The organism is Candidatus Accumulibacter contiguus, from assembly GCF_036625285.1.
Classification (GTDB): Bacteria; Pseudomonadota; Gammaproteobacteria; order Burkholderiales; family Rhodocyclaceae; genus Accumulibacter; species Accumulibacter contiguus.
In genome coordinates, this window is sequence record NZ_JAZKUC010000001.1 from 736545 (window position 1) to 757624 (window position 21080).

Sequence of the window (21080 nt, forward strand, 5' to 3'; positions counted from 1 at the left end):
CCCCGCCGCTTCCCTCCGAATCCGGGCTCGTCCAACAAACGGTTCAGATCGCGGCTTCGCTTCGCTCGCACGATCTAACCTTATTCGTTGGGCAGCCACCGCAACGGTAGATCAACAAAACAGCTTGAAGGGAGCACTGGACTCGGACGCCGTGAAGAAGTCTCCGACAACGTGCGATCGTTGGCGATCGAGGGATGAACAAGGGTGACCTCATAGACGGGGGTCCACCGGCTCACTCTCGAGGGCGAGCACGCCGAACACACACTCGTGAACGCGCCGGAGCGGCTCCTTCCGGACAAAGCGCTCCAGAGCTTCGATGCCCAGCGCGAACTCCCTGAGGGCGAGGGACCGCTTCGCGGACAGCCCGCGCGAACGCAGGCGCTCGAGGTGTTCGGGAAGCGTGTACTCCATGCCGTAGATGATCCGCAGATACTCAGGCCCGCGGCATTTCACCGCGGGTTGCGCGATGCCGCGTCGGCCCCGGGCGACGAACTCCATGGGCTTGACGACCATCCCTTCACCGCCGCGAGCCGTCAGGTCGTCCCACCAGCGAACGCCTTCAGCCTCGGATGCGGCATCCGTCACATCGACGACCTGGTGCGACGTGGCCATTAGGATCGAATCGCCGGCAAGGCTCAGCTTCGCGAGGATCTCCATGTGCCACGAGTTGCTCCGATCGATGTGAACCTTCCCCTCGCTCGCGAGCAGGTGGAACGGCGCGACTCGGAGATCTTCGAGCGATGTCACGGGCCAGCAGTACCTGCAGTAAGTGTCGACGTACTTCTCTGCGAGCTGCGCGCGATCGCGGGTGCGCTCCCTGAGCGAGCCTATGTCGACGCCCCGAGCAGCCGCGCGTTCCAACGCCGAGAAGGCCTCGCGCAGCGCCGCGCGGGAGGCAGCACCTACGGCCGCGTACTGGGTCCTGAGGAGCTCCTGTGCCTTCGCGGACCACGGCATCAGCTCGCAGTCCAGGCACAGCCAGTCGGTCGCGAGCTCGTCCCAGATACCGCCCTGGTCGGCGGCGCGGCGGATTCGATCGAGCAGCCCCCTCTCCTGCCCCAGGTCATCGAAGAACCGACGGCCCGTGCGCGTGTAGACGATGCCGTCCTCGTCCTCGACGATGCCGAACCGCCTTCGGGCGACGCCCGTGTCACGGCACACGATGATCACCGCGCGCGAACCCATGTGCTTCTCTTCGCAGATGACCTTCGGGATGCCCTCGTGTCGGTAGTAGGCGAACGCCTGCGCCGGATGCTCGAGTAGCCCTCCGTTCGGCGCGGTGTCGGACGGCGACATCGTCGGCGGCAGGTAGATGAGCCACTTCGGATTCGCCGCGAACCGGCTCATCACCTCTAGCGCGGCGATGGCGTTCTCCTCGCGAACGGTGACGGTGTGATGGAGGCGCGTCGTAACGATGCGCTTGCCGAGCACGTCCTCCATGTCGAGAACGTCGTCCTGTTCCTGCTGTGCCGTGAGGGCCGGTACCTGGAAGCCCTGCTCGAGGATCGGCTTCGCGGGCTGGCACCAGGTTCGCTCCGCCGGAACGGAGACAATCTCCTTTTCCGGGTAGCGAAGCGCGGTGAGCCGACCGCCGAACACGCACCCCGTATCGATGTTGATCGTGCTGTTGAGGCACTCGGGCTCGGGAACGGGTGTGTGCCCGTACACGACCATCGCGCGCCCTCGATACTCGGAGGCCCAGTTGTAGCGGATCGGGAGCCCGAACTCATCGGTTTCCCCGGTGGTCTCACCGAACAGGGCGAAGTCGCGAACCTTGCCGGAGCCGCGACCCTGCATCGACTCCTTCATGCCGGCGTGTGCGACCACGAGCTTGCCGTCGTCGAGCACGTAGTGCGAGACGAGGTGGTCGATGAAGTCCATCACGGTCTTCCGGAATTCCGGCGGCTCTCGTTCGAGCTGCGCGACGGATTCCGCGAGGCCGTGGGTTATCTGGACGTCTTTGCCGCGCAGCTTGCGCAGCAGCTTCATCTCGTGATTGCCGGGGACGCAGAGCGCGCTGTCGGCCTCGACCATCTTCATGACGATCCGGAGAACGCCCGGGATGTCAGGACCGCGATCGACCAGATCGCCGAGGAAGACGACCTTGCGCCCATCCGGATGCCGGGCTGCGCCGACGTCGTAGCCCAGCCGTCCAAGGAGGGTCTCGAGCTCGGAGCGGCATCCATGGATGTCGCCGATGATGTCGAAGGGGCCGTGATCGTCACGCCGGTTGTTCCAGAGCGGCTGCCGTTCGACGGTCGCCTTCTCGACGTCTTCAAGGGATGCCAGCACGAAGACGTGCCGAAACCCCTCGCGCTCGAGCCCGCGGAGCGAGCGACGCATCTGCTGGGTCTGCTGCCGGATGACGTGGGGTCCGAAATCCCGGTCGGGCCGCTCCCTGTTGCGTTCGTGGCAGATCTTCTCGGGCAGATCGAAAACGATCGCGACCGGCAAGCAGTGGTACTGGCGCGCAAGAGCCACGAGAGGCTTCCTTGCCTCTGGCTGGACGTTGGTCGCATCGACAACGGTGAGCCTGCTCGCGGCGAGTCGCTTCGCACTGATGAAGTGCAGCACCTCGAACGCATCGTTGGTCGCGGCCTGGCTGTTCTCGTCGTCGCTGACGAGCCACCGGCAGAAATCGGACGAAAGCACCTCGGTCGCCTTGAAGTGCTTCCGGGCGAAGGTCGACTTGCCTGCACCGGAAGGACCGACGAGCACGACGAGCGAGAGTTCGGGGATGGTGATCTTCATCGCGCGAACATTGCCATCTGCGTCGGTGGACCGACCGCCGCGTCCTCGGGACCCACCGCGACGAAGCGGACGCTGTACTTGAAGCGATCGGCGATCCCACGCGCCCACGCCTCGAACTCGGCTCTCGACCACTCGAAACGGTGGTCCTTGTGGCGGAAACGGCCCGCGGGCAAGTTCTCAAACTTCACGTTGTACTCGGCGTTTGGCGTCGTCACGATCACCGTGCCCGGACGCGCGAACTCGAACACGGCTCGCTCGAACGCCGCGAGTCGCGGCGGTTCCAGGTGCTCGATCACCTCGACGACCGCAGCGGCCTCGTAGCCGGTGAGCCGCCTGTCTCGATACATGAGGGAACCCTGGAAGAGCTTGATGCGCTCCCGTTGCTTCTCGGGCATCTGCTCGAGCCGGAGCCGATCGCTGGCGATCTCCAGGGCTCGATGAGACACGTCGACGCCGACGATCTCGTCGAAGGACTTCTCCTTGAGGAGCGCTCGAACGAGCTGGCCCTCGCCGCAGCCGAGGTCCAGGACCCGCTTGGCGCCGCTCTGTTTGAGAGCGGCGATCACCGTTCCGATGCGCTGCTCGTTCAGGCTGATCCGCTTCTCGATCTCCGCCTCTTCCTGGGCGTGCGCGGCCTGGAGTTCGTCGGCTGCCGGCAGCTCGTCAGCCATCAGCCGTTCGAGCGCATCGCGAGCCAGGCTGCGCTGGTGCTTCAGGTAGCGCCGCGCGATGGCCTCGCGCTCGGGATGCGTCGCCAGCCATCCCTCGCCCCGGCGAACCAGCTTGTCGACTTCGTCGTCGCCAACCCAGTAGTGCTTGTCGTCGTCCAGAACGGGAACAAGCACGTAGAGATGCGTGAGCAGATCGCAGAGCCGCTTGGTGCCCGTGATCGTTACGGTGAAATAGCGGCTCGGGCCCCAGTCGCCGTTCTTCTCATCGAGGGCGTGCTGCTGGGCGCTCACCTCGTAGCCGAGAGGCTCGAAGAGCCGCCGCAGGAATGCCTCGCCGCCGCCGCAGGGAAGAACCGAGAGGCGAGCCTTGAGCGGAAGCTCGCGGCTCGCCAGCTCGGGCCTCTCCTTGCTGCGCCCCGAGAGCGCCGTCCCGAACACCTCCGCGATCGCGACGCTGAGGAACGAGGACGCCACGTAGGGCCGATCGTTGACGTACTGCTCGAGGGTCCGTCCCTCGCCGGCAGGGCCCTTCCGACCCCGCACGAGCCCGATCGGATCGACGTCAAGGAGCAGAGCGGCGGTGCAGCGGTCCGACTCGGCCTCAGGGTAGAAGACGTGCGCCTTTCCGAAGGTGAGGCCAAACGCGTGCGCACGAAACGGGTTCTTGTGCAGCAAGTACCCGAGGTCTGTGGCCGGCGCGGTCGTGCTAGTGATCGTCAACAACATGAGTAAGCCGTATCGGTTTCATTCGGCTGCCCAACGTGAAATCTCAGGCGACGGACGCGGCTTTATGCGGCCGGTCGCCTGCAGCGCCGGGTTGGGCGCCTGTACCGAAGAGTACACCATCAGCTTGCAGATGTGCTGCGCCGCTTCGGGGACCGGCTCGCCGCTGACTTCGCGCTCGGGCCGGGGCGCTCGGTGAGACGGCCGGTGACGTACTTATGGAGAACGCTGGCGATCAGCGTTTGATACGGAACGCCTTCTTCGAGTGCCCTGACCTGAATGTCACACAGATCCCCCGACGACAGACGGATGTTCACACGGCGGTCTTTGATGGCAGTGGCACGCGCAGCCGCCTTCAACTTGGCAAGCTCTGCCTTGGTCGCGACCGAGTTAAGCTTTCCGCTGTCGAACGCAGCAAGAACTTCTTCTTCGTCGGCATCAGTCTTCGGCATCGGCTTCACCTTCGTTTAGATAGTCCCGAGTCGCTTTGCGACTGGGGATGATTGTCTTGAGGAAGAAGTAGTTTTCCTCCTCGACGAACGGCACCAAGTAAGCGTAGTTGTCCGCAGCGACGACGAGGATGCGCTGCCGCGGGTACTTCGCTTGGTTCGGATGGGCCAGGATGTCGAGCAGCCCGCCGGACTCGATTGCCACCACGACGCTCTCGAAGGAAATGCCCCGATCAGCCTTGAGCGCTTCATTCTTCTCTGTGCCCCACCGGAATGGCTTCATCGGGGCATGCTACACCGCTGTGTGCCTTTTGTCACCAGATGACGCCTGAGACTGAGACGCCCAACGTGGAGGTCACTGGCGCTGCGCGGCTTTATCGCGCAGCGTCCAGTGGACCGCAAAGTTAGGCGAAACTGAGCATTTTATTAGCGTAGTCTTTGCCTGCTGTTGTAGGAGGTAAAGCTTTACCGTCTTGTGCATACAGATCGAGGGTTTCCTCGACGATTTCACAGAGCTCCGCGAAGACCTGCTTTTCATCGCTGCCATGACAGCCTCCATAAAACAGACCAGGACAACTACCGACAAAGCACTGATCTTCATTAGACCACTCCACGATTTTCACGTAACGGGCACTTTCACTCATTTAGTTGAATCCTCTATGGCTATATTGACTGCTCTCTCTTGATAACGCAGAGCATCCGCACCAAGCTGGCCTGAAATTACAAGCGGCCTCGTCAGTTTTGGATGAACGAAGTTCCGGTGACTTCCTTTGCCACCACGGTTGACGAAACCGGCTTGTTCAAGGTCTTTTATCAGTTCTCTAATCTTCTTTGGCATCGCGTAGTTGTATAAAACAGACTGCCTAAGGCGGATAGCAGCAACGGCAAGGTAAGGAATTTAATTGGACCCTGGCCCTCATGGCGCTACGTTAGGCGAAATGCATCGCCGGAGAGGTTTATAGTGTACGTAAGGTTGGAGGTGGAGGCAACTCAGCAAGGAGGTTAGCCAGATATGAAGCCTATCAACAAACGAGAGGAAAGCCTGCGGCGCGAAGCGCTCAAGCTGCGCCATCAGTTCGCGCAGGGTGGGTGCGGTGCGTTGTCTGGGGTATTGCTGGCGGAGAGCGTGGCGGCGGTGATAGCGGCGGAGTGCCAGGCCTACCGTGACCGGCTGTATCCACCAGTGACGACCCTACGTCTGTTCATCGAGCAGGTGCGGAGCCTGTCAATAATTATGAGACACCAGGGTGTATTAATTTAGTGTCGAAGCCGAGGGGGTTGGTGGGGCAATGCTCTCAACCTATCAGAACATAGTCATACCCCGTTTTTGTAAGCATGTGATAAATGTGGTTTTTTGGTGAAATTTCTGGGAGATGACCTGTTTGGTTTTATCTGGACGAGGTTCTTGATGAGTTCGTCGAAGACGGAGGCGACATTGTCGAGAGCATTGATGCCCTGGAGGAGCCAGCGTCCGAGGGTGCGCTTGATGCGAGAGAAGGTGTCGCCGCGGTTGATGAAGTAGCGTGCGCGGGTATTGGGATCGAGGGATTCACTGGCGGCATGGACGGCCAGAGCATTGAGGTTGTCGCAGAGGATTTTTGCGCCGAAGTCTTGTTGTGCGGCCAGCCAGGACATGCCCGACAGGTGTTCGAGGGCCAGACGGTGCTTGAGCCGTTTGAAGGCTTCCTCAATTCTCCAGCGGGAGTGATAGAGCGCCCCGAAGGCGGCGGCGGGGTAGGCATCCAGATCGAGGAGCGAGGTCACGAGAACGCGCACCTTGTGGCCGAACACCTGGCGAATGAGTCGAACCTGGCAAGGAGTGCGGGCAATTTCGTAATCGAGCGCGTCCTGTTTGCAGGGGGCTGGCAGGGTGACGATTTGCTCAAGCAGGCCGGATCGGCGGAATGTCTTGATGACGTTGAAATTGAGGCTGTCGACCCGCATGCAGAAATGGAGTTTTCGCTGCCACAAGGCGGCGAAGAGCCAGTAGGCTGGGTAACCGCGGTCGAGCACGAGGAGGTCATTGTGGCGGAGTTTGTCGAGGTGTTCGAAGAGCATCTGGCGCTCGCCGACGTCGGTGGAGTAGAGCCTGGCGGCCAGGGTCATTTCGATCCCGGGCAGATAGAGCGCGAAGCCTTTGGCCTCGATCTTGTGGCGGACGGAGCGCTTGCCGTCACGGGTCTTGCCGAACAGGGTCAGGTGCAAGTCCGTGGCATCGCCGGCGACGACGCGCAGCCCGTGCCAGAGAGGAAAGCCGAACTGCGCATCGACCAGGGTGAGGAAATGATCGTTGAGAAGCGAGAAGGCGGCGGCCGACACCTGCTTCCGGGCTTTGGCAAAGGCCTGCGCCGAGACTTCTCGTGCCAGGTCGGCGCGGTTCGCCAGGTTGGCGAAGAAGGCGTCCAGTTCAGACTGCACTTTGGACGTGTACCCACCGAGCAGGCAGGCGATCAGGCGGGGAAAACTGAGGATGCCTGTTCGGGAGAAAGCCTTCTCCGTCAAACGCGACTGAATGAAAAAAGCTTGAGAAAAAAGGAAGTTAGAGAACGAGTCAACGACATTGACATAAAGATCTTGGCATATAAAATCTTACCTGGGTATCAAGGGGATAGGCATTTTGCCAGGAGCCTGCCCGACGTGCAACCGGGTATCTGACCGTTGATCAAATTATGACAATGGCGCGTTACGTTGAGAGCATTGGGTCAGCGCCTGGTTCAATTGCGCCCAGGTCCCTTGGTTACGCCACTTCTTGAAGTAGTAAAATACGACCGGCCATGGGGGAAAGTCATGAGGCAAACTCCGCCATTGACATCCGGTCTTCAGGAGATAAAAAATAGCATTGACCACCTCTCGTGTGTTCACGAGACGAGGTCTCCCCCACCCGAGCGGATGGCGTTTATTCAAGAACGGCTCTATTATTCTGTTCGTTCGTCAGATCGGAATCGTAGGTTGCTCTGCTCATATAATAGATAGATAATGGCGTGTTTAAACGGATGGAATATTTTCCCGGGTCAGACAGGCATCTCTTCCCGCCTTCCGGATGAGCCATCATTATAAATCAAGAGGTTAGGTTTTTTAACACGCTCTAACGTGAAAGTCAGGCGACGGACGCGGCTTTATGCGGCCGGCCGCCTGGAGCGCAGGGTTGCGCATGGATGCATGATTGCAAGACTTGACCCCAGGCTCTCTGTTCGATGTACGTCCACCACTCCGCAGGCCACCACTCGAACCAGAAGGGGCCAAGTTTCTTCTTCCAGAAATTGGCGAGGCTACGCTCGTGACACATGCTACTGACGAGGACGCCACCGGCAAAGCCGGCAATTGCAATGAAAGCGACTGCGGCTATGAGCCACGGTCTGTCGAACTTAAAGAGAAAGCTATTCGAGTCTTTGGCATTGGCGGCGATGAAGCCAGCAAAAACGCCAGCGACGGTGAGATAGACACCAATGTGGAACTTCGTGTAGTCGAAGAGAAGCTTTAGCTTCTCGAATTCGAACTCGTCGTCGGTCTTGGGTGCGGGCATATCTTCTCCTTGCGACCTAACGTTTGAATTTACCGGCGCCGGGACGAGGCGTTGCCGAAGAGCCAAAGCCGCTGCACCGGCGTCCGGTGGAATGAGAAGTTGGACGGGGAACCAGCAATAACCCCCCGCGCGTGTGGCAAGCCGACGTGGCCACGGACCGGCCCGACCAAAGACACCACGCCGCCAGCGCGCCGACCGAAAGCGCTCCCCCTTGGCCCCCCCGGCCCAGGCGGCCCTGGTTCGGGCGGGCACGCTACCGCAGGCAAGCGCCACGGTGACCCGTGCTTGGCCCGAAGAACCGAGGACGGCGGCCAAGCACACGACGAACCTCTTGAAGCGCCAACGCCCAACGTTTGAATTTACCGGCGCCGGGACGAGGCGTTGCCGAAGAGCCCAAGCCGCTGCACCGGCGTCCGGTGGAATGAAAAGTTGGACGGGGAACCCGCAATAACCTCCCGCTCGTGTGGCAAGCCGACGCGGCCACGGATCGGCCCGACCCGAAACGCCACGCCGCCAGTGCGCCGACCGAAAGTGCTCCCCCTTGGCACCCCCGATCCAGGCGGCCCTGGTTCGGGCGGGCACGCTACCGCAGGCAAGCGCCACGGTGACCCGTGCTTGGCCCGAAGAACCCCGGCCGGTGGCCCAGCACACGACGAACCTCTTGAAGCGCCAACGCCCAACGTGTCGTTCAGCCGCGCCCGCTGGCGGGAGTCGGCTGCAACGAAGGGTTAGAGCCCATAGCCACATCCGCATGCACCGCAACCACAAATAATCCATCCGCAGGCGACGCACTCAATGTCGATTGAGTTGTCCAGTGGATGCTTGCAGGAGTAGCAATGGGTGACGCGGTGACGCGTCAGCATACCGCGAGGCCTAACGCCTGGATTCTTCAACCCTCTCCTTTCGAAGAAGGCTCCGTGATGTATCTGCGCCCTCTCCGTATGGCTGAGGTTTTCTAGCTTTTCGCGCTCTATCTTCTGTCTTTCTCGTTCTTCCTTTTCAATTTTCTCTCGCTTTTCGTTCTCAATTCTCTTAACTAAATAAACGCGTTCCTCGTCAAGCAGCGATTTGAAGTTGACGAGCCACGCGGAATACAGGGAAATTGCCTCGTCTGAGACGCGAGAATCAGACACCGTCGCAACGTTCTTTCTCAAGATATCGCGGTTGTATAGTTCTACTTCTTGGGTTGTCTTGTTCCAAAGGACAACCAGATCGGATCCTGCTACTTGCGCGTCTGGATCATGGACAAGTAACTCAGTGCCTTTTTGGCCGACCCAAAGTGCGCTGGAATTCATGGGCTCTAACGTTTGAATTAACCGGCTGGCGCGGCTTTATCGCGCCAGTCCGGGTTGAATGAAAAGTTAGGCCAGAAAACCGTGGTCTGTCCCCGGATTCTACTCATCACTTCCCTCGGTACTTGAGCAGTGCCGCATCTCGAACCTGCTTTACGAGGTCTTCCTCGCACTTCTGTGCCCGATCCATCTTACTGATATAGGCCAAAAACACTGGATCAGTCGGAGGTTCCTTGTCGAATTTGGCAAAGATGTTGAATCCCCGGGATTTAAACAGTTGTGTGTCCTGCGCGGTCGGCGGTGAGCACTTTGCTCGAATCCATTCTGAATACGCGGAAGGAACCACTAGCAAGCGGGCCTTATCAGGTGGAGTGAGGTAATAGACGTCGTCAGAGCCAATTGAGAACATTTTCTCTATTGCAGCGGTCGTCATCTCCATGTTCTCAAGATAGCGTCGGGCTGCGCTGCGCAATTGCCGATGCCTTGCTTCCGCCTCTGGCAATGAGAGGCCAGAAAACTCCTTTGCTTCGAAGTAGGGGCGATGAATCCCGACGGCGGCATCATCCAATGCGCTCCTCGACGTACCAGCGACAAGGAGAAACACGCACGCGCTTGAACATTCTTTCGCAACGAAGGTCCCTGTGGCCGTCTCGCGGATGAACTGACCGATTCTCATTGCCTCCAGAAGGTCGCCTCCAGGCGAATCTAGCGTGAAGTACTTCGGGAAATTACCAGGTGCAGAAACGGACGCGACAATCTTGGCAAGGTCGCCTGGCACTATTTTTCCGGTCAGAAACGTCGTGTATTCGTTCCGTTTCTTGTCGTGCCTTACGTCCATACCGTAACTGAACGTCGGGGCGATCAGCATTAGCAGAAGAAGCACTGTCTTTCTGTTTAGCACAAATGGCTCCTATGCGATCTAACGTTTGAGTTCACCCGCGGACGGAAGCGGGCGCAGCCCGCTGTAGGCCGTCGGGTGCAACGAGGGGTTGGGCGTCAATGCGTCTGGCCACAGAATGAACATGCGTTGCTCGCGTCGATGACGCGAAACTGCTTGCCGCACGCTGTGCAGGTACGTAGTGCGTAACCTTCCGCGACCGCTTGGCCGACAGCAGCCGATGCACCGGAGCGACCAACAACGCGCCATTTGTCGTATGCGAAGTCGTACTCAGCAGCACTGTTGATGTGCTGGAGGGCGATGGTGTAGTGACCGGCATAGCGCATGGCGCCGGCCTGGGCACCTTTGCGAGATACAAGCATGCCGTGCACCTGAAACGTTGCTCCAACCCGGGCAGCGACGTCATCGAGTGTTGCCTTGAGCACTTTGACGTGAGCCAACTTGATGGGCTGATTGAGATGCTTGCACTCGATCAGCACCAGCTTGGGTGGTGCAGTACGGGTGTCTTCGAACGACACATCGATCTGATGGCGAATACCGGATGCGCCAACGACATGGTTGCGCAGGCCACTTCCCACAGTGAGGGAAATCGGAGGCTGAAGGATGGTACGCGCGAGTCCTGCGATGAACTCTTCGAACTCAGCATATGGATGCGTCATGACGCCCAACGTTTGAATTTACCGGCGCCGGGACGAGGCGTTGCCGAAGAGCCAAAGCCGCTGCACCGGCGTCCGGTGGAATGAAAAGTTGGACGGGGAACCCGCAATAACCTCCCGCTCGTGTGGCAAGCCGACGCGGCCACGGACCGGCCCGACCCGAAACGCCACGCCGCCAGCGCGCCGACCGAAAGCGCTTCCCCTTTGCACCCCCGGCCCAGGCGGCCCTGGTTCGGGCGGGCACGCTACCGCAGGCAAGCGCCACGGTGACCCGTGCTTGGCCCGAAGAACCGAGGACGGCGGCCCAGCACACGACGAACCTCTTGAGGCGCTAACGCCCAACGTATAGTGAACACCGATTTCGGTGCAATCTACTTTTTCGCGAGGGGTGTTCCCAGGGGGTAGTTCCAGACGCGTCAAGGTGTATACCGAGACACATTGATGTGTATACTGCGAACTCGTGAGAACAATGCTTAGATTCATAACGAATTGTTGCCCGTGAACACACCAGGAAACACACAAGGAAACACCCCAGGACCGCCGAGAGAGACACCTTCCGGTCCGGAAAACACGCCTGCCGAAACCGGAAACTCCCCCTCCCAACCCAAGCTTCTCGACCAAGTGCGTGATCAGATCCGCTTGCGCCACTACAGCATACGCACTGAAGCACAATATGTCCACTGGGTCAAGAGGTATATTCTCTTTCACCATAAGCGCCATCCCCGTGAGATGGGCGCGACTGAGGTGGAGGCGTTCCTGACCCATCTTGCCGTCGACGAGCAGGTGGCATCGGCGACGCAAAACCAGGCCTTGTCGGCGCTGTTGTTCCTTTACCGCAAGGTATTGGGCGTCGAGCTTCCGTGGCTCGACGATGTGGTGCGAGCCAAACGCTCCCAACGCTTGCCGGTAGTCCTCACTCGCGGCGAAGTTCAGCGTGTGCTGGAGCGGATGGACGGCGTTTACGGCCTGCTCGCGTGTCTCCTTTACGGCACCGGAATGCGCTTGATGGAAGTAATCTGCGCGAGCACCTGCAGCAGCGGAAGCTGCTCTTCGAGGATGATCTGCGGGTCGGCAAGGCGAGCGTCTATCTGCCGGACGCGCTGGAGCGAAAGTACCCGGGGGCAAGCACATCCTGGCCCTGGCAGTATCTGTTTGCTTCGGGAAGTTACTCGGTCGATCCGCGCAGCGGCGTTGAAAGGCGTCATCATCTGGACGAAAAGCTGCTGCAGCGCGCGATGAAGAAAGCGGTCATCGCGTCCGGCATCGACAAACCGGCCACCCCGCACACGCTGCGGCATTCCTTCGCCACCCATTTGCTCGATAGCGGCTACGACATTCGAACAGGGGTAGAGTCGCGCAGCACTTGCTCCCTACAGCGCGCCGAGCACTCGCCGCGGCTGCAGGTGTCCCGCGTCATCAAGCTCGCCGAGACCAAGCAGGCGATTCTCGGCGTAGACCCGGCATTTCCCCGGCAAACCGGCGATCGTGACCGAGTTCCCGTGCCTGAAGCGCTGCCCGGCGACATCGTCCAGGTACACTGCCGGCAGACTCTGCAGCAGGGCATCGGGCGCCAGCAAGCAGTCTCCGCGTGCTTCTTCGGCAAGCGCGGCGAGTTGATCGAGCGTCACCGCATCGGCAATCTGCAGCGGCCCGACAACAAGCCGCCGCAAGGCCGTCAGATGCGCTCCGCAAGCGAGTGCCGCGCCCAGATCCTCGGCCAGGCTGCGAATATAGGTACCCTTGCTGCAGGCGACCCGCAAGCGGCAACGATCGCCTGAAAAATCAAGCAGCAACAGTTCGTGGATCGTCACCGCGCGTGCCTCGCGCTCGACTTCGATCCCCTGGCGAGCGAGCTCGTAGAGCGGTCTGCCGTCGCGCTTGAGCGCCGAGTACATCGGTGGAATCTGGCGAATCGGACCGCGGAAATGGGTCAGTGCGGCTTCGAGTTCGGTACGCCCGAAGCTCACCGGGCTCCGCATCACGACAGTGCCGTCGGCATCGCCGGTATCGGTCCGGACACCGAACAGGAGTTGCGCTTCGTAGGTCTTGTCGGCCGCCAGCAGATCGACCGAGAACTTGGTCGCTTCACCGAAACAGAGCGGCAACAGCCCGCTGGCCATAGGATCGAGGGTGCCGGTGTGCCCGGCCTTGGCTGCCGAAAAGAGACGCCTCGCCGCCTGCAGCGCCGAATTCGAGGACATGCCGGCCGGCTTGTCCAGGAGCAGCACGCCATCGACGCGGCGCCAGCTCTTCCGAACGGTCATGACTTTTTCAGATTCAGCCCAACTCAGGCCTTGTCCGGCTCTTCACCGTGATCCGAGATGGCTACCGCCTCGCTGATCAGCTTCGATAGCTCGGCGCCACGTTCTAGCGAGTCGTCGAAAACGAAATGCAACTGCGGGATCATGTGAATGCTGATGCGCTTGCCCAGCTCGCTGCGCAGAAACCCGGAAGCCTGCTGCAGGCCGGCCTGTACCGAGTCGAGCGTGTCGCTACCCGCCATGCTGCTGAAGTACACCTTGGCATGCGCGTAGTCCGGACTCACCTCGACATCGGTAAGACTGATCATGCCGACGCGGGGATCCTTGAGCTCGCTTTGAATCACCTCGGCAAGCTCGCGGCGGATTTGTTCCGAGATCCGGTCTCGGCGTGAAAATCCCTTGTTTGCCGGCACTTAGAGACTCCTTGCCACTTCCGTGACGTCGTACGCTTCGAGTTGGTCACCTTCCTCGTAGGAACTGAAGTTCTTCAGTGAAAGACCGCATTCGAAACCGGCCCGTACTTCCCTGACGTCATCCTTGAAGCGCTTCAGCGACTCGATCTCGCCATCCCAGAGGACGATATGGTTGCGCAGCAGGCGCGCACGCGAACTGCGCTTGATGACGCCTTCGAGAACATAACAGCCGGCGATGGTGCCGATCCGGGTGGCGCGGAAGACCTGCCTGATCTCGACCAGGCCGGTGACATCTTCGCGTTTCTCGGGTGACAGCATGCCCGACAGCGCAGCTTTCACTTCATCCACCGCATCGTAGATGATGTTGTAGTAGCGAATGTCGACCCCGGCGGCTTCGGCCGCCTTGCGTGCGCCGGCGTCTGCACGCGTATTGAAGCCGATGATGACCGCCTTCGAGGCTTGCGCGAGGTGCACATCGGACTCGCTGATCGCACCCACCGCAGCGTGGATGACGTTGACCTTGACCTCGGCGGTCGAGAGCTTCTGCAAGGACTGTACCAGCGCTTCCTGAGAACCCTGCACATCGGCCTTGATGATCAGCGCCAGGACCTTGGCCTCGGCCTCGGTCATCTGATCGAGAATGCTCTCGAGGTTGGCTGCCTGCTTGGTGGCCAGCTTGACGTCGCGGTACTTGCCCTGGCGGAACAGGGCAATCTCGCGCGCCTTGCGTTCGTCAGCGAGTACCACGGCCTCCTGGCCGGCCGCGGGCACATCGGAGAGGCCGAGGATCTCGACCGGAATCGAAGGACCGGCCTCCTTGATCACCTTGCCGTTCTCGTCGAGCATCGCGCGCACCCGACCAAACACCTGACCAGCCAGCAGGATGTCGCCCTGGCGAAGCGTTCCCGAGAGAACCAGCATCGTTGCCACCGGGCCACGCCCGCGGTCGAGGCGTGCCTCGATGATCAGGCCCTTGGCTGGCGCGTCCCTGGGCGCCTTCAGTTCCAGCACTTCTGCCTGCAGCAGAACGTTTTCGAGCAATTCGTCGATACCGACACCGGTCTTTGCGGAAACCAGGACAAAAGGTGCGTCACCGCCGTACTCTTCGGGCACCACCTGTTCGGTCACCAGTTCCTGTTTCACTCGATCGGGCTGGGCACCCGGCTTGTCGATCTTGTTCACTGCCACGACAATCGGCACAGCAGCCGCCTTGGCGTGGTGAATCGCCTCCCTGGTCTGTGGCATCACGCCGTCGTCGGCAGCCACCACCAGAATGACCAGGTCGGTCGCCTTGGCACCGCGTGCGCGCATCGCCGTGAATGCCTCGTGACCCGGCGTGTCGAGGAAGGTCACCATGCCCCGGTCGGTCTGCACGTGATAGGCACCAATGTGCTGGGTGATGCCGCCCGCCTCGCCACTCGCCACACGGGTGCGACGAATGTAGTCGAGCAGCGAAGTCTTGCCGTGATCGACGTGTCCCATCACCGTCACTACCGGCGCGCGTGCTTCTTGCGGCACGTCCTTCTGCTCGATGGCGCTGTCGTCGAGGAAGGCATCGGGGTCGTCAAGCTTGGCAGCGAACGCCTTGTGACCCATCTCCTCGACGATGATCATCGCCGTCTCCTGATCCAGCACCTGGTTGATGGTCACCATCGAACCCATTTTCATCAGGGCCTTGATCACCTCGGTTGCCTTGACCGCCATCTTGTGTGCCAGGTCGGCGACGGAGATCGTCTCGGGCACATAGACCTGGTGAATCACCGGCTCGACGGGCAACTGGAAGGAATGCTGCTCATCTTCGTCACTGACGCCGCGACCGGATCGCTTGCCGTGCTTGTTGTCCCGCCAGCCCGTGCCACCAGTAGCGCCGCGTGTCTTGAGTCCGGGACGCTTGTTGGCGCCTTCGCTCTTCCATTGCCCCTTCTTGTCGGCAACCTTCTTTTCGGGCGCTTTCTTTTCGGCAACCTTCTTGTCGGCCGTCGCCGGTTTGGCGACCGGCTTGTGCAGTGTCTTGTCTTCGGCTGGCCGCTCGCTCGCGGTCTGGGCGGCAACCTGCTTGGCCACCCCGGCCGCCTTGGCCGCGACCGCCTTGTTCTCGGCATCCTGCTTCAGGCGTACGAGGTCGGCGCTGCGTTGCTGCTTGCTCTTGAACTCGGCTTCCTGACGAGCACGCAACTCGGCGTTACGCCGCTCTTCTTCGGCGCGCAGGCGCTGCTGCTCCTCGCCGATGATCGAAGCACGTGTCACCACTTTTTTGGCGCTGACCTTGGCGTCAGCCGCCACCGGCGCTTCGGTTTTCGTCGCCGCGGCCGCTGTAGCGGCAGGCAGGTCTGGCACCGGCCGGGCTTTCGCCCTGGCCGGCGATTCGGACTTCACGGCAAGAGCTGGTTCCACTTTCACTGCGACAGGCGGTGCGGATTTCTTGACTTTCGCTTCGACGACCGGTTCTCTTTTCTCGACCCTCTCGACTTTTTCGACGTTTTCGGCTTTCGCAGCGACGACCGTCTCGATTTTTTCGGTTTTCCCCTCGACGACCGGCGCAGTTCTGATCTCGGCAAGCGCTTCCACCCTGGCTTCAACGACTGCCTCGGCCGCCGCTTTCGGCAAGGCCGGTGGCAACTCGGCGCGGACTTCGGGTGCCTCCCGCTTCACGAGAACGCGCTTCTTGCGAACTTCGACCTGCACCGTATGCGATTTTCCGTGCGAATCGTGTTGCCGGATCTCGGTCGTTTCCTTGCGCGTCAGGGTAATCTTGGTCTTCGCATCCGTCTGACCATGCGCCTTGCGCAAATAATCCAGCAACCTCGACTTGTCCTGCTCGGACAGCAGGTCATCAACCTGTTTCTTGGCCACACCGGCTTTATGCAATTGTTCGAGCAGCGAACCAGCCTGCATCTTCAGCTGTATGGCAAATTGGGCAACACTCGTTTGCGCCATATGAATTCCCCTCTTTCCCGCTTACTCGAACCAGTGCGCACGCGCCGTGGTGATCAGTTGTTTGGCCCGTTGCGCATCAATGCCGGTCATCTCGGTCAGTTCGTCGACTGCCAGGTCGGCGAGATCGTCGCGCGTCTTGATGCCATTACCAGCCAGTTTTCCGGCCAGCGACTTGTCCATCCCTTCAAGGCCCAGCAGATCCTCGGCGACGTTACCGATTTTTTCCTCGGTGTCAATGGCCTCGGTGAGCAGAACGTTACGCGCCCGCTCGCGCAACTCCTGGACGGTGGCCTCGTCGAAGGATTCGATCTCGAGCATTTCGTGCAGCGGTACATAAGCCACTTCCTCGAGAGTCGAAAAGCCTTCGTCGATGAGGATGTTCGCCACATCCTCGTCGACATCGAGTTTCTCCATGAACAGCACGCGAATCGCCGCCGCCTCGGCCTCGACCAGGGTCTTCGACTCTTCCTCGGTCATCAGGTTGATCGTCCAGCCGGTCATTTCCGAAGCCAGGCGAACATTCTGGCCGCCACGGCCAATGGCGATTGCCAGGTTCTGCTCGTCGACGACCACGTCCATGCTGTGCTTGTCTTCATCGACGATGATCGAGCTGACTTCAGCCGGCGCCAGCGCGCCAACCACGAACTGTGCAGGATCAGCCGACCAGAGAACGATGTCAACTCTTTCACCGGCCAGTTCATTGGTCACCGCCGTGACTCGCGATCCACGCATGCCGACGCAGGTACCGATCGGATCGATCCGCTGATCATTGGACTTGACGGCAATCTTGGCGCGCATGCCGGGGTCACGGGCAGCAGCCTTGATTTCCAGCAGGCCATCATCGACTTCCGGGACTTCCAGCGCGAAGAGCTGAATGATGAACTCCGGAGCGGTACGCGACAGGATCAGTTGCGGACCGCGGGCGGATCGGTCGATGCGCAGCAAATATGCTTTGACACGATCACCCATGCGCAGGTTCTCGCGCGGAATCATCTGATCGCGTGGCAGCACTGCTTCCATCTTGCCGGTTTCGACAATCGCATTGCCGCGCTCCATGCGCTTGATCGTCCCGGTTACCAGATGCTCCTTGCGCGCCAGGAATTCACTCAGCACCTGTTCGCGCTCGGCGTCACGAATCTTCTGCAGAATCACCTGCTTGGCAGCCTGCGCACCAATGCGACCGAAGTCGATGGGTTCGAGAGACTCCTCCAGATAATCACCGATCTCAACCTCGGGATCCTGCTTCTGGGCTTCCGACAGCGACACCTGCTGTTCCTCGTCGAGAAAGTCTTCGTCGGCAACGACTTCCCAGCGCCGAAAAGTTTCGAAATCACCGGTTTCGCGATCAACCGCGACGCGTACATTGGCGTCGTCGTGGACGCGCTTCTTGGTAGCCGATGCCAGCGCCAACTCCAGCGCGCCGAAGACGATGTCTCTGGTCACGTTCTTTTCACGTGCCAGAACATCTACCAGCAGCAAGATTTCGCGGCTCATTTCTTCATTACCTCCTAAACCGGCTTCTCGCCCGATTTCATCGTGTCGAACTTGGGAATTACCCGTGCCTTTTCCAGATTGACCCGATCGAACTCCATTTCGCCTGTATCGGTCTGCAGACGGACCTTGCCGTCGTGCACGCCAAGCAGGACGCCACTGAAATTGCGCCGACCGTTCAAGGGCAGGCGTAACTTGAGACTGATTTCCGAACCCGCGAAACGTTCGAAGTCAGACGCTTTCTTCAGCGGTCTGTCGATCCCCGGCGAAGAAACTTCAAGACGATCATAGTCGACGTTTTCGACGGTCAGCACGCGTGACAGATGATTGCTGACCAGCGCACAGTCGTCGATATCCACGCCACGCGGCTTTTCCGGTTTGTCGATGAAGACGCGCAGAACGCGGCCACGCGGGCTACGTTCCACGTCCACCAGCTCGTAGCCGAGACCAGTCACCGTGATTTCAAGTAGTTCGTGCACATCCATGGCTGCAAATAAAAAATGGGCGAATAGCCCATCCCCGAAAATTGCCCCTGAGGGGCGAGCGGAAAACCCTTGGATTATAACGAAAATATCGGCAGGGGTAAATCAGCCTGTGATCGGAAGAGTACTCTCAAGCGGGTCGCGGCCGCCGCGGCGGGCGGCCGGATTCGGCAGTCGCCATGCCGAAGTCGGCAAGCAGCTTCTTTACCTCGGCCTCGGGAAGTTCGTAGACCTGCCCCCGCTTCAGGCTCGGCGGCAGCACAAAGGGACCGAAGCGAACACGCATCAGGCGACTGACGACGACGCCGACGGCTTCGAACATGCGCCGCACCTCACGGTTGCGACCTTCGAAAAGGGACACGCGATACCAGCGATTGGCACCCTCTCCGCCAGCTTCCTGAAAGCTTGCAAACTTCGCTGGACCGTCGTCGAGTTCGATGCCATCGAGCAGACGCCGGCGGGCATCGTCGGGCAAGTCGCCGAGGATGCGCACCGCGTACTCGCGCACCAGCTGATAACGCGGATGCATCAGTCGATTGGCGAGATCCCCCGAGGTGCTCAGGAGCAGCAGGCCACTGGTGTTGAAATCGAGACGGCCGACCGCCACCCAGCGTCCGGCCGACATCCGCGGTAGCGAGGTGAACACGCTCGGCCGATGCTCCGGGTCGTTGCGCGAAACGATCTCGCCTTCGGGCTTGTGATAGAGGATCACCCGCGGCAAGCGGTCGGAGAAGCGCAACTGCACCAGCTTGCCATTGACCTTGATCCGGTCGCCCGGACTGACCGTCTGACCGAGCTGCGCCGGTTCGCCATTGACGTGGATGCGACCGGCGGCAATCAGTGCTTCCATCTCCCGGCGCGAGCCGATGCCGCTGTTGGCCAGCAGCTTGTGCAATCGTTCCGGCTTGCCTGCAGTCTCCAGATGACGAGTGCGCCGTGCCGACTCGCCGGCGCTCGCTCCTGGTGCCGGGCGTGCTTTCCTGGCCGGGTCAGCAGACTCCAGAGGAGCTGCCGGTGGTCGTCGCTGCCCCGCTGCTAGCGATGCCGGCGCGGCTGGACGTGGCGAACGAGGAGTGGAACGAGAAAAGTCCGCGGTTGGGCGGCGTTTGTTATTGGGCATCAGCAAGTTCCAGGGTGGAATGGATTTGTTCGAGCGCCGGCAGCTCGGCGAGGGTGCGAAGACCGAGGTCGTCGAGGAATTTTTTGGTCGTCGCCAGCAGTTCCGGTCGACCGGGCGTATCGCGATGGCCAACGACCTCGACCCAGCCACGCTCTTCGAGTACCCGGATCACCTGTGTGGCAACCGTCACGCCGCGGATGTCCTCGATGTCACCACGCGTCACGGGCTGACGATAGGCGATGATGGCCAGCGTTTCCAGCACTGCCCGTGAATAGCGCGGTGGTTTTTCCGGGTGAAGCCGTTCCAGATAGGGCAGGTACTCGGCGCGCGTCCGAAAACGCCAGCCGCTCGCCACCGGCAGCAACTCGAGTGGTCGCTCGCTCCATTCGCCGCGCAACTCGTCGAGCAGTCCGCGCAGGATCTCGGCAGTGACCTGGTCGGCGAATACCTTGCGCAGGTCGTTCAGCGTCAGGGGTTCTCGAGTGCTCAGCAGCACCGCTTCCAGAACCCGTTTCACTGTCGCAACGTCGGGGGGTTTCGCGGCCGGCACTGCCGACACTGCCGGCACTTCACCGGGAGTCACTGTGGGCATCGGCCAAGCGCAGATAGATCGGAGCGAATGCTTCCACCTGCGTCATTTCAAGCAGATGTTCACGTGCCAGCTCCAGTAAAGCCAGAAAATGCACGACCAGTACCGGCGCCCCCAGCGTCGGGTCGAAGAGGTCGACGAACTCGACAAAGCCGTCGGCATCGCGCAGACGACGCAGGATCAGGGTCATGTGCTCGCGCACCGACAGTTCCTCGCGCTGCAGCAGGTGCCGGGTATGCAGTCTGGCCTGCCGCAGAATACCGCGCCAGGCGTTCTGCAAATCCAGCACCGTGACTTCCGGCAGACGTCGCAGCAGGGTCTTTTCGACCCAGACCTCGACCCAGTCGAAATCGCGCTCAGCCTGCGGCAGTTCATGGAGCGCCTGCGCGGCCAGCTTCATCTGCTCATATTCGATCAGTCGCCGCACCAGTTCGGCACGCGGGTCTTCCGCCTCTTCGCCGATGGCGGCTTTCGGTCTTGGCAGCAGCATCCGCGACTTGATCTCGATCAGCATCGCCGCCATCACCAGATAGTCGGCTGCCAGTTCGAGGTTTTGCGAGCGCATCGCTTCCACGTAAACCAGATACTGCAGGGTGAGTGGCGCCATCGGAATATCGAGCACATTCACGTTGGCCTTGCGGATCAGATACAGCAGCAGATCCAGTGGCCCCTCGAAAGCGTCGAGCATGACCGCCATCGCATCGGGAGGGATGTACAGGTCGTGCGGCATCTGCGCCAGCGGTTCGCCGTAGATTCTGGCCAGCGGACTGACCGGAGTCTCGATCGGTGCCGCTGCCACGGCGATGGTCGCGCTAGCGCTCATC

21 protein-coding genes and 1 pseudogene are annotated in these 21080 nt (G+C 60.7%); 2 read left to right on the forward strand and 20 right to left on the reverse strand.

Annotated features, from left to right (window positions below; translation table 11 throughout):
• Window positions 1-210: 210 nt before the first annotated feature.
• From V5B59_RS03535 to V5B59_RS03560, 6 genes are all read right to left on the reverse strand, one after another.
• Complete coding sequence (locus V5B59_RS03535) at window positions 211-2751, reverse strand: polynucleotide kinase-phosphatase (protein WP_332351587.1); 2541 nt, start codon at window positions 2749-2751, stop codon at window positions 211-213.
• Entirely contained in the window at window positions 2748-4148 is a 1401-nt protein-coding gene (locus tag V5B59_RS03540) for a 3' terminal RNA ribose 2'-O-methyltransferase Hen1 (protein WP_332351588.1), read from the reverse strand. The genes V5B59_RS03535 and V5B59_RS03540 overlap by 4 nt, the downstream gene beginning before the upstream one ends.
• 119 nt (window positions 4149-4267) lie before the next feature.
• On the reverse strand, window positions 4268-4597 hold the full coding sequence (locus V5B59_RS03545; protein WP_332351589.1) for a CopG family antitoxin: 330 nt from the start codon (window positions 4595-4597) through the stop codon (window positions 4268-4270).
• A complete protein-coding gene (locus tag V5B59_RS03550; RefSeq protein ID WP_332351590.1) occupies window positions 4584-4877 on the reverse strand; it encodes a toxin in 294 nt (97 codons plus the stop codon). The genes V5B59_RS03545 and V5B59_RS03550 overlap by 14 nt, the downstream gene beginning before the upstream one ends.
• A 121-nt stretch (window positions 4878-4998) precedes the next feature.
• Entirely contained in the window at window positions 4999-5238 is a 240-nt protein-coding gene (locus tag V5B59_RS03555; RefSeq protein ID WP_332351591.1) for a hypothetical protein, read from the reverse strand.
• Entirely contained in the window at window positions 5235-5432 is a 198-nt protein-coding gene (locus V5B59_RS03560; RefSeq protein ID WP_332351592.1) for a type II toxin-antitoxin system HicA family toxin, read from the reverse strand. Before V5B59_RS03560 ends, V5B59_RS03555 begins: the two co-directional genes overlap by 4 nt.
• A gap of 174 nt (window positions 5433-5606) precedes the next feature.
• Here V5B59_RS03560 and V5B59_RS03565 point away from each other — a divergent pair, with 174 nt between their 5' ends.
• Window positions 5607-5855: a hypothetical protein gene (locus tag V5B59_RS03565; protein ID WP_332351593.1), complete on the forward strand. Its 249-nt coding sequence runs from the start codon at window positions 5607-5609 to the stop codon at window positions 5853-5855.
• 53 nt (window positions 5856-5908) lie between these two features.
• Here the strand turns inward: V5B59_RS03565 and V5B59_RS03570 are convergent, their stop codons facing one another.
• From V5B59_RS03570 to V5B59_RS03590, 6 genes are all read right to left on the reverse strand, one after another.
• Entirely contained in the window at window positions 5909-7096 is a 1188-nt protein-coding gene (locus V5B59_RS03570; protein WP_332351557.1) for an IS4 family transposase, read from the reverse strand.
• A 165-nt stretch (window positions 7097-7261) separates the two neighbouring features.
• Entirely contained in the window at window positions 7262-7513 is a 252-nt protein-coding gene (locus V5B59_RS26095; protein ID WP_408612944.1) for a transposase, read from the reverse strand.
• A 178-nt stretch (window positions 7514-7691) separates the two neighbouring features.
• Window positions 7692-8117, reverse strand: a complete 426-nt coding sequence (locus tag V5B59_RS03575) for a hypothetical protein (protein WP_332351594.1) — start codon at window positions 8115-8117, stop codon at window positions 7692-7694.
• A gap of 728 nt (window positions 8118-8845) precedes the next feature.
• On the reverse strand, window positions 8846-9412 hold the full coding sequence (locus V5B59_RS03580) for a hypothetical protein (RefSeq protein ID WP_332351595.1): 567 nt from the start codon (window positions 9410-9412) through the stop codon (window positions 8846-8848).
• A 106-nt stretch (window positions 9413-9518) separates the two neighbouring features.
• Window positions 9519-10310, reverse strand: coding sequence for a hypothetical protein (locus V5B59_RS03585; RefSeq protein WP_169070978.1), 792 nt, complete (start codon window positions 10308-10310; stop codon window positions 9519-9521).
• A 95-nt stretch (window positions 10311-10405) separates the two neighbouring features.
• The gene (locus V5B59_RS03590) at window positions 10406-10966 is read right to left on the reverse strand and encodes a hypothetical protein (protein ID WP_169070977.1); all 561 of its coding nucleotides are present in this window, start codon (window positions 10964-10966) and stop codon (window positions 10406-10408) included.
• 618 nt (window positions 10967-11584) lie between these two features.
• Between V5B59_RS03590 and V5B59_RS03595 the strand changes: the two are divergent.
• Window positions 11585-12306 (forward strand): annotated as a pseudogene (locus V5B59_RS03595) (phage integrase N-terminal SAM-like domain-containing protein); the annotation flags it as partial.
• Between the two features lie 27 nt (window positions 12307-12333).
• Here the strand turns inward: V5B59_RS03595 and truB are convergent.
• From truB to V5B59_RS03635, 8 genes are all read right to left on the reverse strand, one after another.
• Window positions 12334-13227 carry a tRNA pseudouridine(55) synthase TruB gene (truB, locus tag V5B59_RS03600; RefSeq protein WP_034913272.1) on the reverse strand — a complete coding sequence of 298 codons (894 nt, stop codon included), beginning with the start codon at window positions 13225-13227 and terminating at the stop codon, window positions 12334-12336.
• A 23-nt stretch (window positions 13228-13250) separates the two neighbouring features.
• Window positions 13251-13637, reverse strand: a complete 387-nt coding sequence (gene rbfA, locus V5B59_RS03605; RefSeq protein WP_034913270.1) for a 30S ribosome-binding factor RbfA — start codon at window positions 13635-13637, stop codon at window positions 13251-13253.
• Complete coding sequence (gene infB, locus V5B59_RS03610; RefSeq protein ID WP_034913268.1) at window positions 13638-16574, reverse strand: translation initiation factor IF-2; 2937 nt, start codon at window positions 16572-16574, stop codon at window positions 13638-13640.
• A 21-nt stretch (window positions 16575-16595) separates the two neighbouring features.
• A complete protein-coding gene (nusA, locus tag V5B59_RS03615; protein WP_169070975.1) occupies window positions 16596-18068 on the reverse strand; it encodes a transcription termination factor NusA in 1473 nt (490 codons plus the stop codon).
• Between the two features lie 14 nt (window positions 18069-18082).
• Window positions 18083-18550 carry a ribosome maturation factor RimP gene (rimP, locus tag V5B59_RS03620; protein WP_034919962.1) on the reverse strand — a complete coding sequence of 156 codons (468 nt, stop codon included), beginning with the start codon at window positions 18548-18550 and terminating at the stop codon, window positions 18083-18085.
• A 127-nt stretch (window positions 18551-18677) separates the two neighbouring features.
• Complete coding sequence (locus V5B59_RS03625; RefSeq protein ID WP_169070974.1) at window positions 18678-19667, reverse strand: pseudouridine synthase; 990 nt, start codon at window positions 19665-19667, stop codon at window positions 18678-18680.
• Entirely contained in the window at window positions 19657-20259 is a 603-nt protein-coding gene (scpB, locus tag V5B59_RS03630) for an SMC-Scp complex subunit ScpB (protein WP_169070973.1), read from the reverse strand. Before scpB ends, V5B59_RS03625 begins: the two co-directional genes overlap by 11 nt.
• On the reverse strand, window positions 20237-21079 hold the full coding sequence (locus V5B59_RS03635; RefSeq protein WP_169070972.1) for a segregation and condensation protein A: 843 nt from the start codon (window positions 21077-21079) through the stop codon (window positions 20237-20239). Before V5B59_RS03635 ends, scpB begins: the two co-directional genes overlap by 23 nt.
• Window position 21080 lies beyond the last annotated feature (1 nt).